Origin of the sequence: Actinomadura formosensis (assembly GCF_050948385.1) — a bacterium.
Lineage (GTDB): Bacteria > Actinomycetota > Actinomycetes > Streptosporangiales > Streptosporangiaceae > Spirillospora > Spirillospora formosensis.
In genome coordinates this window covers 2,971,523-2,987,281 of the sequence record NZ_CP192011.1, presented here as the reverse complement: position 1 = coordinate 2,987,281, position 15,759 = coordinate 2,971,523, and the positions used below count along the sequence as shown (strand labels likewise).

The 15,759-nt window shown below is 71.2% G+C and carries 14 protein-coding genes and 2 tRNA genes; 9 read left to right on the top strand and 7 right to left on the bottom strand.

Translation table 11 applies throughout. The annotated features are described in order from the left end of the window. Nucleotides 1–12: 12 nt before the first annotated feature. The 4 genes from ACQP1N_RS14100 to ACQP1N_RS14085 form a co-directional block, all read right to left on the bottom strand. Nucleotides 13–84, bottom strand: a tRNA-Gly gene (locus tag ACQP1N_RS14100). A gap of 31 nt (nt 85–115) precedes the next feature. Beyond that, nucleotides 116–188 (bottom strand) — tRNA-Ala (locus ACQP1N_RS14095). 123 nt (nt 189–311) lie between these two features. Then, nucleotides 312–440 carry an LPFR motif small protein gene (locus ACQP1N_RS14090; RefSeq protein ID WP_255218843.1) on the bottom strand — a complete coding sequence of 43 codons (129 nt, stop codon included), beginning with the start codon at nt 438–440 and terminating at the stop codon, nt 312–314. A gap of 53 nt (nt 441–493) precedes the next feature. Continuing rightward, nucleotides 494–1,276 carry a putative protein N(5)-glutamine methyltransferase gene (locus ACQP1N_RS14085; protein ID WP_433231723.1) on the bottom strand — a complete coding sequence of 261 codons (783 nt, stop codon included), beginning with the start codon at nt 1,274–1,276 and terminating at the stop codon, nt 494–496. A gap of 75 nt (nt 1,277–1,351) precedes the next feature. On the opposite strand from ACQP1N_RS14085, the gene ACQP1N_RS14080 reads away from it, so the two are divergent. From ACQP1N_RS14080 to qcrB, 4 genes are all read left to right on the top strand, one after another. Continuing rightward, nucleotides 1,352–2,161, top strand: a complete 810-nt coding sequence (locus tag ACQP1N_RS14080) for a pentapeptide repeat-containing protein (protein WP_433231720.1) — start codon at nt 1,352–1,354, stop codon at nt 2,159–2,161. Nucleotides 2,162–2,267: 106 nt separating this feature from the next. Further along, the gene (locus ACQP1N_RS14075; protein WP_067805408.1) at nt 2,268–2,804 is read left to right on the top strand and encodes a hypothetical protein; all 537 of its coding nucleotides are present in this window, start codon (nt 2,268–2,270) and stop codon (nt 2,802–2,804) included. Continuing rightward, entirely contained in the window at nt 2,801–3,889 is a 1,089-nt protein-coding gene (locus tag ACQP1N_RS14070) for a PrsW family intramembrane metalloprotease (protein ID WP_067805404.1), read from the top strand. Before ACQP1N_RS14075 ends, ACQP1N_RS14070 begins: the two co-directional genes overlap by 4 nt. 117 nt (nt 3,890–4,006) lie before the next feature. Then, nucleotides 4,007–5,638 (top strand): cytochrome bc1 complex cytochrome b subunit, encoded by a 1,632-nt coding sequence (qcrB, locus tag ACQP1N_RS14065; RefSeq protein WP_067805401.1) that lies wholly within the window; start codon nt 4,007–4,009, stop codon nt 5,636–5,638. Between the two features lie 87 nt (nt 5,639–5,725). Here qcrB and ctaD read toward each other — a convergent pair whose 3' ends face one another. After that, nucleotides 5,726–7,411 (bottom strand): aa3-type cytochrome oxidase subunit I, encoded by a 1,686-nt coding sequence (gene ctaD / locus ACQP1N_RS14060; protein WP_433231716.1) that lies wholly within the window; start codon nt 7,409–7,411, stop codon nt 5,726–5,728. Nucleotides 7,412–7,523: 112 nt separating this feature from the next. Between ctaD and ACQP1N_RS14055 the strand changes: the two genes are divergently transcribed. Both ACQP1N_RS14055 and ACQP1N_RS14050 read left to right on the top strand, forming a co-directional pair. Next, nucleotides 7,524–7,976, top strand: coding sequence for a YbhB/YbcL family Raf kinase inhibitor-like protein (locus ACQP1N_RS14055; RefSeq protein ID WP_433231713.1), 453 nt, complete (start codon nt 7,524–7,526; stop codon nt 7,974–7,976). 133 nt (nt 7,977–8,109) lie between these two features. Further along, a complete protein-coding gene (locus ACQP1N_RS14050; protein ID WP_067805392.1) occupies nt 8,110–9,312 on the top strand; it encodes a zinc-dependent alcohol dehydrogenase in 1,203 nt (400 codons plus the stop codon). A gap of 118 nt (nt 9,313–9,430) precedes the next feature. Here the strand turns inward: ACQP1N_RS14050 and ACQP1N_RS14045 are convergent, their stop codons facing one another. Beyond that, entirely contained in the window at nt 9,431–11,527 is a 2,097-nt protein-coding gene (locus ACQP1N_RS14045) for a catalase (protein ID WP_433231711.1), read from the bottom strand. A gap of 400 nt (nt 11,528–11,927) precedes the next feature. Here ACQP1N_RS14045 and ACQP1N_RS14040 point away from each other — a divergent pair, with 400 nt between their 5' ends. The 3 genes from ACQP1N_RS14040 (at nt 11,928) to ACQP1N_RS14030 (ending at nt 14,683) form a co-directional block, all read left to right on the top strand. Next, a complete protein-coding gene (locus ACQP1N_RS14040; protein ID WP_067805385.1) occupies nt 11,928–12,284 on the top strand; it encodes a histone-like nucleoid-structuring protein Lsr2 in 357 nt (118 codons plus the stop codon). 17 nt (nt 12,285–12,301) lie between these two features. Next, nucleotides 12,302–12,631, top strand: a complete 330-nt coding sequence (locus ACQP1N_RS14035; RefSeq protein ID WP_067805382.1) for a histone-like nucleoid-structuring protein Lsr2 — start codon at nt 12,302–12,304, stop codon at nt 12,629–12,631. A gap of 174 nt (nt 12,632–12,805) precedes the next feature. Continuing rightward, the gene (locus ACQP1N_RS14030) at nt 12,806–14,683 is read left to right on the top strand and encodes a CASTOR/POLLUX-related putative ion channel (protein ID WP_067805379.1); all 1,878 of its coding nucleotides are present in this window, start codon (nt 12,806–12,808) and stop codon (nt 14,681–14,683) included. Here the strand turns inward: ACQP1N_RS14030 and ACQP1N_RS14025 are convergent. Continuing rightward, the gene (locus tag ACQP1N_RS14025) at nt 14,661–15,692 is read right to left on the bottom strand and encodes a hypothetical protein (protein WP_067805377.1); all 1,032 of its coding nucleotides are present in this window, start codon (nt 15,690–15,692) and stop codon (nt 14,661–14,663) included. The genes ACQP1N_RS14030 and ACQP1N_RS14025 overlap by 23 nt on opposite strands. Between the last annotated feature and the right edge of the window lie 67 nt (nt 15,693–15,759).

The window sequence follows — 15,759 nt, the reverse complement described above, 5'->3', positions numbered from 1 at the left end:
GGCCCAGTCCAGAGCCGCACCCGGGAATCGAACCCGGTTCGCCTGAGTGGAAGTCAGGTGCCTCACCATTTCGGCCTGTGCGACATGACGGCGGAACGACAGCGGTTCCGCCGGGTGGATCGGGCCGGATTCGAACCGGCAGCCTCCCGCTTGCAAGGCGAGCGCTCTTCCCATTGAGCTACAGACCCTCGGCATGCATAAGAAAGGGTGCAGGAAAACGCGGCGGAAGCGCAAAGTGTTTTTGGCGTGAGGACGCCCCGGGCCATACGGAGGGACATTGGCCCGGGGCGTCGGGTCACGCGTAATGACCGTTACCGGCGGGCTCGGGCCGAGCGGCCCCGCCCGGGGGTCAGCAGCCGCTGCAGGACCCGGAACGGCAGGGTCACGATGCTGACGATCGTGCCGATGATGGCGCTGAGCGCTGCACTGATGCGGCGCATGGGATTCACTCCTTCAGGTCGTCCTATCCCGACCTTTACCCCGGTGTCGCGTTTTACACGGGCTTTGCCGCGATGACGACCGTGGCATGGGACTCTTCGCAGGTCTCGACCGTGGCGGTCAGCCCGCCCCGCCGGGCGGCGGCGACCGCGGCCGGGAGCTGCCGCTCGCTGGTCTCGAACAGCAGACGGCCGCCGGGGGCGAGCCAGCGCGGCGCCTGCGCGGCGACGCGGCGCAGGACGTCCAGGCCGTCGGGGCCGCCGTCGAGCGCCACCCGCGGCTCGTGGTCGCGCGCCTCCGCCGGCATCAGCGCGACCTCACCCGTCGGCACGTACGGGACGTTCGCGAGCAGGACATCGACGCGCCCGCGCAGCGCGTCCGGGAGCGGCGCGAAGAGGTCGCCCTCGTGGGCGCGGCCGCCGAACGGCGCGATGTTGCGGCGGGCGCAGCGCACCGCCGCGGGCTCGATGTCGGCGGCGTGCAGGGTGCATCCGTCCAGGCCGGAGACCAGCGCGGCCCCGAGCGCGCCCGACCCGCAGCACAGGTCGAGGACGACGGGGCGCGGCGGGGCGAGCGCGGCGGCCCGCCGGACGAGGAACTCGGTGCGGCGGCGCGGCACGAACACGCCGGGTTCGACGGCGATCCGCAGGCCGCAGAACTCCGCCCAGCCGAGGACGTGTTCGAGCGGCAGCCCGGCGGCGCGCCGCTCCACCATGGCGGACGCGTCACCCGCGTCGCGGGCGGTGGCGAGGATCAGCCGCGCCTCGTCCTCGGCGAACACGCAGCCGGCGGCGCGCAGCCTGGTGACGATGGCGGACTCGGTGAGGGAGGTGGGCATGTGCTCGGACTGTATCCCACGGCGTCCGGAGCACAGGCGGCATGGCGGGAGAATGGACCTCGTCCAAGGGGGGTCGTGGATTTGCCGGAGAGAGCCGATCTGAAGGCCGACTGCGCGAGCTGTTCCGGCCTGTGCTGCGTGGCGCTGCCGTTCGCCAGATCGGCCGACTTCGCGGTGGACAAGGCCGCGGGCGAGCCGTGCCGCAACCTCCTGGCCGACTTCCGCTGCGGCGTCCACGCCGAACTCCGGCGGCGCGGCTTTCGGGGGTGCACGGTCTTCGACTGCTTCGGCGCCGGTCAGAAGGTGTCGCAGCAGACCTTCGGCGGGCGGGACTGGCGGCGGGACCCGGACGCCGCGCGGCGCATGTTCCAGGTGTTCCCCGTCATGCGGGGGCTCCATGAGCTGCTCTGGTACCTGAACGAGGCCGTGGCGCTGCCGGCCGCCGGGCCCGTCCGCGCGGAACTCCGGCGGGCCTTCGACGACGTCGACCGTCTCACCCGGGGCGGCCCCGGAGAACTCGCCGAAGTGGACCTCCACGGGGTACGGGAAAGGGTGAACGCCCTCCTTTTGCGCGCCAGCGAGCTGGCCAGGGCCGATGTCCCCGGCCGCAAGAAAAGCCGGCGGGGCTCGGATCTCATCGGGGCCGCATTGAAAGGCGCCGACCTGCGGGGCGCCGACCTGCGCGGCGCGTACCTGATCGCGGCCGATCTGCGGGGCGCCGACCTGCGGTCGGCCGACCTCATCGGGGCCGATCTGCGGGACGCCGATCTGCGCGGCGCCGATCTCACCGGTTGCCTTTTCCTCACGCAGGCGCAGCTGAACTCGGCGCGGGGCGATGCCGCCACCCGGTTGCCGATGGGCGTGGAACGGCCTGCTCACTGGTAACCCCCTACCGGGCATTTCGGTTTAGCTCCCCCGTCAAGGGGCATTTCCGATCTGCACGTCATCGGGGGGTTGCGTGGCTTTAGGGAAATGGGGAGGCACGGGCGGCGTGGCGCTCGTGCTGCTGATTCTCACCGCGGGACTGCCGTTACTCGACAAGGCCCTCGGCAGCGGCGCGACGCCGCTCGCACCGGGGGCGGTCCTGTCGCTCGGGACGGAACGCGCCGGCGCCCGCCCGGTGACGTTCTCGGTCCCGTCCGGCGGCTGGATGCTCGAAACCGCGGAAACGTCGCTGGCGAACAACGTCGAACTGTCCAAATCCGGTGTGTACTTCTCCGTGAGCGTGGTCGTCCCGCTGGCACCGGTGAACCCGCGGGACCTGTGGGACGGCCTCGGCCGGATCGTCGCCGCGGGCGGGCGGTCGCGGCTGCGCGCACAGCCCGTTCCGATCACCACCGCGCACGGCCTGACCGGGCTGACCGGGCACCTCGCCGGACGGGAGCGCTCCGGGATGGCCACGGTGTTCGCCGGGGCCACGCTCGGCGCCGCGGCGACGGCATCGGGGCGCCCGGACGCCTACCGGAGGCTGGCAGGGGAGGTCGAGGCCATGGTGCGGACCCTGACGATCTCGGCGCCGGCGCCATGACGCGCCGCCCGGCGTTCTGGCTGTGGGCGGTCGCGTGCCCGCTCGGGGCCTGGATCGCCTTCCGGGGGATCGGCGCGCAGGTCGCGGCGTTCCCCGTCGGCGCGGTCATCGGAGGGATCCTGCTGGTTCCGGCGCTGGTGCTGGGCATCTGGCTCCTGCGGCGGGCGCACCCCGTCCGGTCGCATCCGCTGGGATACGCGATGATGACGGTCGCGTGGGGCGGGCTCGCCGCGTTCGGGATGGCGCTGCCGGCGAACTCGGCGTTCCAGGCGGTCCTCGGCAAGACGACCGGGCCGGAGTTCAACTCCGCGTGGGGTGCGGCGATCGCCGCACCGGTCGACGAGGAGATCCTGAAGCTGCTCGGCGTGCTGACGCTGGCGCTGATGGCACCGGCGGCGGTCCGCGGGCCGCTGGACGGCTGGGGGTACGGCGCGCTCGCCGGGCTGGGCTTCCAGTTCGCGGAGAACTTCCTGTACGTCCTGAACACGATCGTGCTGACGGGCGCGACGCAGGACGCGAACGCGGCGTTCTTCTCCTTCGGCAGCCGGGTCGTCGGCGGGGCGTGGTGGAGCCACTGGGCGATGACGGCGGTCGGCGGCGCGGGGCTCGGCTGCCTGCTCGGGCGGACGTCCCGGACGGCCCGCGCCATCGCCGCCGCCGCGTTCGTGCTGGCGATGGCGCTGCACTCGTGGTGGGACGCGCCCGTCCTGCCCGGGGTGCTGCTGCTGCCGGTGAAGGGCGCGCCGATCCTGCTCGCGGCGATCGTCGCGTACCGGCTGGCGCGGCGCCGCTACCTGGCGCACTTCCGCCGGACGGTGCGCGCGGAGACCGCGAAGGGGGTCCTCGTTCCGGGCGAGGGGCACGTGCTCTCGTTCCGCAAGTGGCGCCGGAAGGAGCGGTGGGACGTGCCCGCCGGGGAGCCGCGGCGGCTGCTCGCCCGGATGCGCGCCGACCAGCTGGCGCTGATCGAGGACGGTCTCGGCGGCCTGGAGCCGGACCCGCTGGCCGCCGACCGGCTGCGGGCCGACATCCAGATCCTGCGGCACCGTCTCCACGCCTCCGAGGGGAACCCGCGCGTGGCCTGACCTGCGGGCCCTGACCTGCGGGGCCGTGCCGGCGGGCCGGTCCGCAGCGGCGTTTGCCGTGATCCGGCCCGGGTACCCGCCCAGCGGAGAACACCGTACGGCCAGGGGAGACGCGCGATGGCGGGACGAAACGGCCGGTCGAAGCCCAAAAGGCTGGAGAACCTGGTCGGCGGTGTGAACGACCGGCTCGGTTCGACGTCCTTCCTCGACGCGAACATCAAGAAGGCGTTCCCCAAGCACTGGTCGTTCCTGCTCGGCGAGATCGCGCTCTACTCGTTCGTCATCCTGGTGCTCACCGGCGTCTTCCTCACGCTGTTCTTCAAGCCGAGCGGCGCGGTGCAGGTCTACGACGGCTCGTACACGCCGCTCAAGGGCGTGAAGATGAGCGAGGCGTACGCGTCCACGCTGCATCTCACGTTCGACGTCCGGGGCGGGCTGCTGATGCGGCAGATCCACCACTGGGCCGCCGACATCTTCCTCGCGGCGATCACCATTCACCTCATGCGGATCTTCTTCACCGGGGCGTTCCGCAAGCCGCGGGAGATCAACTGGCTGATCGGCGTCACGCTGTTCGCGCTGGCGGTCGCCGAGGGGTTCGCGGGCTACTCGCTGCCGGACGACCTGCTGTCCGGCACCGGCCTGCGGATCTTCCAGGGCATCCTGCTGTCGGTCCCCGTCGTCGGGACCTACCTCGGCCTGTGGATCTTCGGCGGCGAGTTCCCGGCGAGCGAGGACTTCATCCCCCGGCTGTTCACCGTGCACATCCTGCTCGTGCCGGCCATCCTGATCGCGCTCATCACCGCCCACCTGATGATCCTCTGGCACCAGACGCACACCCAGTGGCCGGCCAGGGGCCGGCGGGAGATGACGGTGAGCGGCGAGAAGACGTTCCCGCACTTCGCGACCCAGAGCGCCGGGTACTTCCTGTTCACGTTCGGCGTCCTCGCCGGGCTGGCGACGTTCTTCCAGATCAACCCCGTCTGGCTCTACGGCCCCTACGATCCCGACAAGGTCTCGTTCGGGTCGCAGCCGGACTGGTACGTCGGCTTCCTCGAAGGCTCGCTGCGCATCATGCCGCGCCTGTCGACGACCCTGGCCGGACACACGATCTCGTGGAACGTGCTGCTGCCCGCCGTCGTCCTGCCGGGGCTGTTCTTCACGCTCCTCGGGCTGTATCCGTTCGCGGAGCGCTGGGCCACGGGGGACGAGCGCATCCACCATCTGCTGGACCGGCCGCGCAACGCCCCGACCAGGACCGGCATCGGCGCCGCGGCCATCGCCTGGTACGGGAACCTGCTGGCGGCGGGCGGCAACGACGTCATCGCGACCACCTTCAAGATCCCGCTGTTCTGGACGACCTGGTTCTTCCGGGCCGGGTTCTTCGTCGCGCCGGTCGCGGCGTTCATCATCGCCCGGCGCGTCTGCCTCAGCCTGCAGCGCCACGAACTGCGGATCCGTGCGGAGGGCGTGGAGAGCGGGCTGGTCTCGCTGAGCCCGGAGGGCGGGTTCGAGGAGCGGCACGAGCGGCCGGCCGAGGAGCGGGAGGCCGTGCTGCGGTCCCGGCAGCCGGGCGAGCTGGTCGCCCCCTATCCCCACCACCTGATCCCGCTGCCGACCCCGGACCGGGTCCGCACGCAGGTGCGGACCCGCGCCAACCGCTTCTACCTCGACTACCAGTCCGAGTCGTACGGCGGCGGCCAGGGCGACCTGAAGCGCAGGCCGCCGGAGGACGGCGGGAGCGGCGGCTGACCCGGCGCGCACGAAAGCGCCCGGCGGGATGTCCCCGTCATGTCCCCGTCAGGCGCTCATCGCCGGGCGCTCATCATCGGGCGGGGCTTACGAGCTCCGGGGCGGTGGAAGCGCCGGCTCGGCCTCCTGCGGCGGCTCCGCCGGCGGGTAATGCAGGTCGAACGCGGGACGCACCGAACGGATGCGCGGCATCCGGGTGAAGTTGTGGCGCGGCGGCGGGCAGGACGTCGCCCACTCCAGCGAGCCGCCGGTGCCCCACGGGTCGTCCGTGTGGACCTTCTCGCCGCGCCGCCACGTCCGCAGGACGTTCCACAGGAACGCGAACGTCGACGCGCCGAGGATGAACGAGCCGATGGACGAGACGAAGTTCAGGGTGGTGAACTTGTCGGCATAGTCGGCGTAGCGGCGCGGCATGCCCTCGGCGCCCAGCCAGTGCTGGACGAGGAACGTCGTGTGGAACCCGACGAACAGCGACCAGAAGTGCACCTTCCCCCAGCCCTCGTGCAGCATCCGGCCCGTCATCTTCGGCCACCAGAAGTAGAAGCCGCCGAACATCGCGAACACGACCGTGCCGAACAGGACGTAGTGGAAGTGGCCGACGACGAAGTAGGAGTCGGTGACGTGGAAGTCCAGCGGCGGTGAGGCGAGGATCACCCCGGTCAGGCCGCCGAACAGGAACGTGACGAGGAACCCGATCGCGAACAGCATGGGCGTCTCGAACGTCAGCTGCCCCTTCCACAGTGTCCCGACCCAGTTGAAGAACTTGATCCCGGTCGGCACCGCGATCATGAACGAGGTGATGGAGAAGAACGGCAGCAGCACGCCGCCGGTGGCGAACATGTGGTGCGCCCACACCGTCATGGAGAGCCCGGTGATCGCGATGGTGGCCCCCACCATTCCGAGGTAGCCGAACAGCGGCTTGCGGGCGAACACCGGGAGGATCTCGGTGACGATCCCGAAGAACGGCAGCGCCACGATGTAGACCTCGGGATGGCCGAAGAACCAGAACAGGTGCTGCCACAGCAGCGCCCCGCCGTTCGCGGCGTCGAAGATGTGCGCGCCGAGCCTGCGGTCCGCCTCCAGGCACAGCAGCGCGGCGGCGAGCACGGGAAAGGCGATGAGCACCATCAGGCTGGTCAGCAGGACGTTCCAGGTGAAGATCGGCATCCGGAACATCACCATGCCGGGCGCGCGCATCGCGATGATCGTGGTGATCAGGTTGACCGAGGTGAAGATCGTTCCGAATCCGGACAGCACGAGGCCCATCACCCACAGGTCTCCGCCGGGGCCGGGCGAGTAGGTCTGCGAGGTCAGCGGCGAGTAGGCGAACCAGCCGAACGCCGCGGCGCCGCCCGGCGCCATGAAGCCCGTCAGCACGATGATCCCGCCGAACAGGAACAGCCAGTAGCTGAGCGTGTTCAGCCGCGGGAACGCCACGTCCGGCGCGCCGATCTGCAGCGGGACGATCACATTGGCGAAGCCGGCGAACAGCGGGGTGGCGAACAGCAGCAGCATGATCGTGCCGTGCATCGTGAACAGCTCGTTGTACTGCTGGTTGGTCACGATCTGCAGCCCGGGCTTCAGGAGTTCCGCCCGCATCAGCATGGCCATGATCCCGGCGATCAGGAACATGGTGAACGAGGTGGCGAGATACAGGTAACCGACCATCTTGTGGTCGGTGGTGGCCAGGATGTGGCTGATCTTCGTGCCCTTGCGGTGCCGCGCGAGCGCGTCGGCGACGCTGGTGTCGTCCCTCCCCCGCACGGCCGTCATCGCCGGCCCTCCCTCCCTCGTCCGAGCCCAACGGGGCACTAACCGCGCAGGTCCCTTTCAAACGCGGGGCGGAACGCGGCATTCTCCGCCGCCGACCGGGCACAACGGCGGCATGGAGCAGATGACCCTCGGCAGTCCCGAGTTCGCCGACGACGGCCCGATCCCGGCCGCGCACTCCCGCCGGGCGGGGGACGCCTCCCCCGCGCTGCGCTGGTCGGGCGTGCCCGCCGCGGCCGTTGAGCTGGCCCTGACGTGCGAGGACCCGGACGCGCCCGGCGGCACCTTCGTGCACTGGATGCTCGCCGGCATCCCCCGGGACCTCGACGGGCTCGCCACCCGCGTGGAGGACCCGCGCATCGCCCGGGGCCGCAACGACTTCGGGGACCTCGGCTACGGCGGCCCGCACCCCCCGCCCGGCGACGCGCCGCACCGGTACGTGTTCACTCTGTACGCGCTGCGCCCGCCGTCCGGCCTGACCTCCGGTTTCACCTCCGCGGACATGCGCGCCGCCTTGAAGGGCAAGGTGCTCGCCACCGCCACGCTCACCGGCACCTACGCCCGCTGAGCCCCTCCTCCGCCCCCGTCGCCGCCGGGGCCGGGGACGGCGCGCAGCGGTGCACCGCGCGAGGTCAACGTTTCGCCGGGCCCATCGGGGTAGGGCCGCCTGGGACGGGCCACCGCGGCGGAGGAGGAGCACGATGAAGGCTGTCACCTGGCACGGCAAGCGCGACGTCCGCGTCGACACCGTGCCCGACCCGAAGATCAAGGAACCGGACGACGCGATCATCAGGATCACCTCGACCGGCATCTGCGGGTCGGACCTGCACCTGTACGAGGTGCTCGGCCCGTTCCTCAGCGAGGGCGACATCCTCGGCCACGAGCCGATGGGCGTCGTCGAGGAGACCGGGCCGGACGTCACGCACGTCAAGCCGGGCGACCGCGTGGTCATCCCGTTCAACATCTCCTGCGGCCGCTGCCACATGTGCGACCTGCAGTTGTACGCGCAGTGCGAGACGACGCAGGTCCGCGAGCACGGCATGGGCGCGGCCCTGTACGGCTACACCCGGCTGTACGGCCAGGTGCCGGGCGCGCAGGCGGAGTACCTGCGGGTGCCGCAGGCGCACTTCGGGCCGATCAAGGTGCCGGAGGGGCCACCGGACGAGCGGTTCGTCTACCTGTCGGACGTGCTGCCGACCGCATGGCAGGCCGTCGACTGGGCCGGCATCCCGGAGGGCGGGTCGGTCACCGTGCTCGGCCTCGGCCCGATCGGGCAGATGGCCGCGCGGGTCGCCCGCCACCTCGGCTACCGGGTGATCGCCGTCGATCTCGTGCCGGAACGGCTGGAGATGGCGCGCCGGCACGGCATCGAGGTGATCGACTCCGATGACGCCGGCGACGTCCCGGACGCGGTCCGCCAGCTCACCGGGGGCCGCGGCACCGACTCGGTCATCGACGCGGTCGGGATGGAGGCGCACGGCTCGCCGGGCGCCAAGCTGGCGCAGACGCTCACCGGGCTGATGCCCGGCAACTCCGCCGCGCCGCTGATGTCGCGCGTCGGGGTGGACCGGCTCGCCGCGCTCGGCACCGCGATCGAGGTCGTCCGCCGCGGCGGGACGATCTCCGTCATCGGCGTGTACGGCGGGATGACGGACCCGCTGCCGATGCTGCGGATGTTCGACAAGGGCATCGGGCTGCGGATGGGCCAGGCGCACGTCAAGAAGTGGATCGACCGGCTGATGCCGCTCGTCGCCGACGACGCCGACCCGCTCGGAGTGATGGACCTCGCGACGCACCGCTGGCCGCTGGAGAAGGCGCCGCGGGCGTACGAGATGTTCCAGAAGAAGCAGGACGGCGCGATCAAGGTGCTGCTGCAGCCGGGTTCGGCGGCGGGGTCCGCGTGACCGGACACCTCGCGGACGGCGAGATCGCCCGCAAGTGATCGCGGAATGCGGCGGGCCCGGTGCGGCGGCCTTACCGGAGCGGCCGCCGCACCGGGCCCGGCGGGACGGCGGATGAGCGTCAGGCCGGCACGTGGGCCTTGTCGCGCGTCCAGTGCCGGTGCGCCGCGACCGCCTCGATCAGCCTGTCGGGGAAGTCGGCGGACGGTCCCTCACCCGTGACGACGCCGTGGTCGCTGACGATGTCGCCGTCGGCGAACCGCACCCCGGTGATCCCGGCGCGTTCCAGCAGCCCGATGCCCGCGTCGAGGGCGCCGACCGCCTTGCAGTGCACGAACGCCTCGGCGACGAAGTGCACGGCGTCGCCGTCCTGCGCGAGCGCCCGGACGCTCTCCTCGCCGCCCGGCACGACGACGGCGTCGTAGAGGACGGACGCGACGGTCGGCATCGCGCGGGTGACCTTCACCTGGCCGCCGCCGGCCGCCTGGACGAACCCGTCCTTGGCGGCGAGGACGTCGCAGAGCGCGCCCGCCTCGGTGAGCGCCTCACCGACCATTTCGACGGCCGCCGGGTCGGCTCCGTCCGCCACCAGGATCGCGATCTTGCGTCCCTGCACGGAGTCCGCCGGCGTGTTCGCCTGGCTCAGCGCGGGCGAGGTGCGGCCGTGATTGGCGTTCACGGGCGTCTTCGGCGGCTCCACGCCGATGCCCTCGGCGACCCGGACGGCGAGGTCGTGGTCGACATGGTCGAGATGCTCGACGATGCCCTCCCGGATGTGCACGTGGTCGCACTTGCCGAGTTCGAACCGGAACGCGCCGACGATGTGCTCCTTCTCCCAGTCGGCCATGCTGTTCCAGAACAGCGTCGCCTGGGAGTAGTGGTCGGCGAAGCTCTCGCTCCGCTTGCGGATCTTGTCGCCGTCCACCCGCTCCGGGTAGTGGGTGAACGATCCCTCGCCGCCGACCGCCGGGCAGCCGCCCGACAGCGAGTTCTTGTGGTAGCTCGCCTGGCCCTGCTGGACGTCCATCTGGTGGTAGCCGTCGCGGTGGTGGTTGCGCACCGGCGCGACCGGACGGTTGACGGGGATCTGCGGGAAGTTCGGCCCGCCGAGCCGGATCAGCTGCGTGTCCAGGTAGGAGAACAGCCGCGCCTGCAGCAGCGGGTCGTTGGAGAAGTCGATGCCCGGCACGACGTTGCCCAGGTGGAAGGCGACCTGCTCGGTCTCGGCGAAGAAGTTGCCGGGGTTGCGGTCCAGCACCAGCGTGCCGACCGGGCGCACCGGCACCTCCTCCTCTGGAATGATCTTGGTTGGGTCGAGCAGGTCGAAGTCGAACCGGTGCTCGTCCTCCTCCGGCACGAGCTGGACGCCGAACTCGTACTCGGGGAAGTCGCCGGCCTCGATGCGGTCCCACAGGTCGCGCCGGTTGAAGTCCGGGTCCTTCCCCGCGATCTTCTGCGTCTCGTCCCAGGCGAGCGAGTGGGTGCCGAGCCTGGGCTTCCAGTGGAACTTCACGAACGTCCCGCGGCCCTGCGCGTTCACCAGCCGGAACGTGTGGACGCCGAAGCCCTGCATCATCGCGAAGCTGCGCGGGAGCGCCCGGTCCGACATCAGCCACATCATCATGTGCATGGTCTCGGGTTGCAGTTGCACGAAGTCCCAGAGCGTGTCGTGCGCGGACGACGCCTGCGGGATCTCGTTCGGCGGCTCGGGCTTCACCGCGTGCACGAAGTCGGGGAACTTGATGCCGTCCTGGATGAAAAAGACCGGCATGTTGTTGCCCACGAGGTCGAAGTTGCCCTGCCGCGTGTAGAACTTCGTCGCGAACCCGCGGACGTCGCGGACGGTGTCGGCCGAGCCGCGCGATCCCGCGACGGTGGAGAACCGCACGAACACCGGCGTCGTCAGGGACGTGTCGGTGAGGAACTCGGCGGTGGTGTACTCGGCGAGCGACTCGTGCAGCGTGAAATGGCCGTACGCGCCGGCACCACGCGCGTGCACGACCCGCTCGGGAATGCGTTCATGGTCGAAATGGGTGATCTTCTCGCGCAGATGGAAGTCTTCCATCAGCGACGGGCCGCGCTCGCCCGCGGAAAGCGAGTTGTCGGTGTCGTCGACCCGGACCCCCTGGTCCGTGGTGAGCTCCGTCCCCTGCGGGCTCACCCGCCGCTGGTCCATCTGCTCCTGTTTCCGGTCTTCGCGGCCGGCGGGGTCAGCCATGATCCAGCTCCCTCAACGATGAATGGTCATCTGAGGGCGGCTACCCCCTGTTTATTGCGACATGCGCGGTTTGACCGGAACTTGAGTCGTGTCCGGCGCACCCGTTCGTGGCGGCCCGCGACCGCTTGGCGGCGGGGCGGCGCACGCCGTCCGGCATGGTGGGAGGCGGCCGGGGGCCCGCCCATCGCGCCCGGTGCCCGGGTCCCGGCGTGCGGTGGCGCGGCTACCGGCATGGCAGGTGATCGGGAGGCGGCACCGTCGCCGAGGGGGCGATCGCGCCCGCCTTGGAGCACTTCGTGTGGTTGATCGCAGGTCCGCGCGTCTTGCCGCCATGTCGGGGCCCGGAATCCGCTACGGTCGGGGACGCCGCGTAGGCGAGGGGAAGGAAGACACAGAGCACATGGCCGAGAAGGTCATTCGCGTCGACGACATCGACGGCTCCGAAGGCGTCGATGTCGCAAAGCGAGACTTCGAAGTCTTGGGTCGGACGTTCACGATCGACTTGAGCGATGACAACTACAAGCGGCTGAACGAGATGCTGGACGCCCTCGCGCCCTTCATCGAGAACGCCGCAGAGGTGAAGCCCGCTGGGAAGGGCCGCAAGTCCCGCGCCGCGAAGATCAAGGGCTACACGAACGGCGATGTCCGCGAGTGGGCATTGCGTCAGGACATCGAAGTCTCCGAACGTGGCAAGATATCGGATGAGGTCTATGCTGCATTCATCGAGGCACATCCGGACGCGAAGCCGGACGCATAGCTAGAGGGAGTCCCCGCATGGCACAGAAGGTCGAAGTCCTTCTCGTTGACGACATCGACGGCGGCGAGGCTGACGAGACCGTCAGCTTTTCCATCGATGGCACGGCTTATGAGATCGACCTGAGCAAGAAGAACGCCGCCAAGCTGCGCAACGGCCTGGAGCCGTTCGTGGCCAGCGCCCGCAAAGCACGCAAGCCCACCGGCCGCGCCGGTCGCGGGGCGCGCACCGCGGGCAGCCGTGAGCGCTCCGCCGAGATTCGCGAGTGGGCCAAGAACCACGGCATCAAGGTCAATGAGCGGGGCCGTATCCCCGCCAATGTGATCGAGCAGTACGAGGCCGCGCACTAGCGTCGGCGCGGCCGGCGGCGTTCCGGCACCGCACCGAGGGCCGGGGTGGAATTCTCACCACCCCGGCCCTTACCTGCACACCGGGCAAAAATGCCATTAGGCCAAAATGCCGGGAATAGTGCGGGACATCACAATAGGGTGGCCGCAGGGGCGACGGCTGAGGGGGCTGACCGGTTGGCACGGGTGACACGGCGGGACCGGGTCCGCTACTGGTTCGACCGGACGATGTCCAAGGGGACGCCGGCGCTCATCGGCTGGCTGGGGCTCGCGTCCGGGGCACTGGTCCTCGTCGTCGCGACGGCGGCGGTCGTCATCGCGCCGCGCGACAGCGCGGAGAACGGCCGCTGGCCCGGCATGGTCTGGCGCAGCCTGCTGCGCACCCTGGATCCGGGCACGATGGGCGGCGACACCGGGACGGGCCCCTTCCTGGCGCTGATGCTGGTCTCCACCATCGGCGGCATCTTCATCGTCAGCTCGCTGATCGGCGTGCTCACCACCGGCCTGGAAACCAAGATCACCGAGCTGCGCAAGGGCCGGTCGCGGATCGTCGAGCACGGCCACACCGTGCTGCTCGGCTGGTCGGAACAGGTCTTCACCGTGGTCGCCGAGCTGGTGGAGGCCAACCAGAGCCGGCGCCGGTCGTGCGTGGCGATCCTCGCCAACCGCGACAAGGTCGAGATGGAGGACGCGATCCGCGCCCGGGTGGGCGATCTCGGCCGCACCCGCATCGTGTGCCGCACCGGCGACCCGCTGAAGGTCTCCGACGTGGAACTGGTCAGCCCCGGCACGGCGCGCTCCATCCTCGTCGTCACGCCCGAGGTCGCGGACGCCGACACCCGGGTCATCAAGGTGCTGCTGACGCTCGGCGCCAGGAAATGGGGCCGGCACCGCCCGCACGTCGTCGCCGCCGTGCACGACTCGGCGAACCTGCCCGCCGCCCGCCTCGCGGGCGGTGACCGCGCGCACGTCATCGACGCCGACGACGTCGCGATCCGGCTGATCGTGCAGTCGCACCGCCAGTCCGGCCTGTCGCAGGTCTGCACCGACCTGCTGGACTTCGCCGGCCACGAGTTCTACATGCGGCCCGAACCGTCCCTCGCGGGGACGCCGTTCGGGGACGCGCTGTCGGCCTACGAGCTCGGTGTCCCGGCGGGGCTGCGGCGCGGCGACGGGACCGTGCTGCTGAACCCGCCGATGGACACCGTGATCCGCGCCGACGACGAGATCATCGTCCTCGCCGAGGACGACCTGCTCATCAGCCTCGCCGGCGGCCCGGCCCCGCCCGTGCGCGAGGAGGCGATCACCACCGCCACCGCGCACCTGCCGGTGCCCGAGCGCACGCTGATGCTCGGCTGGAACCACCGCGCCCCGAAGATCATCGAGCTGCTGGACGCGTTCCTCGCCCCGGCCTCCGAGCTCGTCGTGGCGGCGCCGCGCGAGGACCCGACCTGCGGCCTGCCCACGCCCGTGAACCTCAAGCTCGGCTTCGTCCGGGCGGAGCCGACCGAGCGGCCGTCGCTGGAGTCCCTCGACGTCGGTGCCTACCAGCACGTGATCGTGCTGTCGGACGCCGACCACGACCGCGAGCACGCCGACGCCCGCACCCTCGTCACGCTGCTGCACCTGCGCGACATGGAGGACGCGCTCGGCGACCCGTTCGCCATCGTCAGCGAGATCAACGATGACGCCAACCGGGAGATCGCGCAGGTCACCAAGGCCGACGACTTCGTGGTCAGCGAGAAGCTGATCAGCCTGATGCTGACCCAGCTCAGCGAGAACCGGCACCTGTACGACGTGTTCGTCGACCTGCTCGATCCGGCGGGGTCGGAGATCTACCTCAAGCCCGCGTGCGACTACCTGGTGCCGGGCCTGGAGGCCGACTTCGCGACGCTGATCGAGTCGGCGCGGCGGCGCGGCGAGGTCGCACTCGGCTACCGGCTGACCGCGCACTTCCACGAGCCGCCCGGCTACGGCGTGGTGCTCAACCCGGGCAAGACGGCACCGCTCACGCTGTCCGCCGACGACCGCGTCATCGTGCTCGCCGAGAACTGACCCCCCGCTCGCCGGGCCGCGCGAGGTCGTGGCCCGCGCGCACGGCGCCGGTGCCGCGCTCGCGCAGCGCCGTCTCGGCCCGGTGGGCGTCCTCGGCCATGCCGCGGATCTCCGCGCCCGCCATCTCGTCCCCCACGGTGCTCGCCAGCAGGTCCCGGTAGCGGGCGTTCTGCTCGGGCAGGGTCTGCAGCACCCGCGACTCGTGGTAGGCGTCGTCGGCCTCGCCCGCCCGGCGCGCGTACGCCTCCAGCGCCTCGATCCGCCCGGTGACCGAGCGGACCGACAGCTCCAGCGCGCGGTCCTGCGGCTCCAGCAGCGCCCGGACGCGCGGCGAGAGCCGCTCGGGCTGCTGGGCGAGGCGTTCCCGGCGCAGCCGCGTGTGCTCGGCGAGGGCGCCCGCGATCGCCCATTCCTGCCGCGGCAGGACGACCGTGTTGCTGATGTCGTCCAGCAGCCCCGCACCGTGCGCCTGCGACCCGAGGACGGCGTCGATGGCGCGCTGCGCGCGGACGAGGAGCCGCGCGGCGGGCCGGTCGAAGTCGGCGGGCAGCAGGTAGGAGCCGTGGTGCTCGCGGGCGGCGCGGGCGGCGGCCGGTTCCCGGACATGCCGCAGCGCGCCGATCGCCCAGCCGGTGAAGCTGACGGCGGCGAGGACGGCGGCGGCCTCCACCTGGCCGAGCATCAGCAGGAGGACCTGGAGGGCCGGGGTGAGCATCATCGTGACGACGGGCAGCCGGCCCCATCGCGCCGCGTCGCCCACCAGGTCGTCGCCGTCCAGTGAGGCGAGGAAGAACACCCGCAGCCAGCCGCCGGGCAGGACGCCGTAGAAGAACGCGAACACGGGGATCCACACCAGCCGCGCCACGACCGTGGCGGCGCGCAGCCGCGGGACGGGCGGCGCGGGCATGCACGCCGGGACGAGCCGCCCCGGCGCCGCCGCCAGCAGCACGCGATCGCCTTCACTGATGCCGGGATCGAACACCGGACGGGGGCGGTCCTGCTCGTTCATCGCCCACTCCCCACCGACTCTTGGACTCCTGGGCCCGCGGAATGAGCCGAGCCTTGCACACACGATC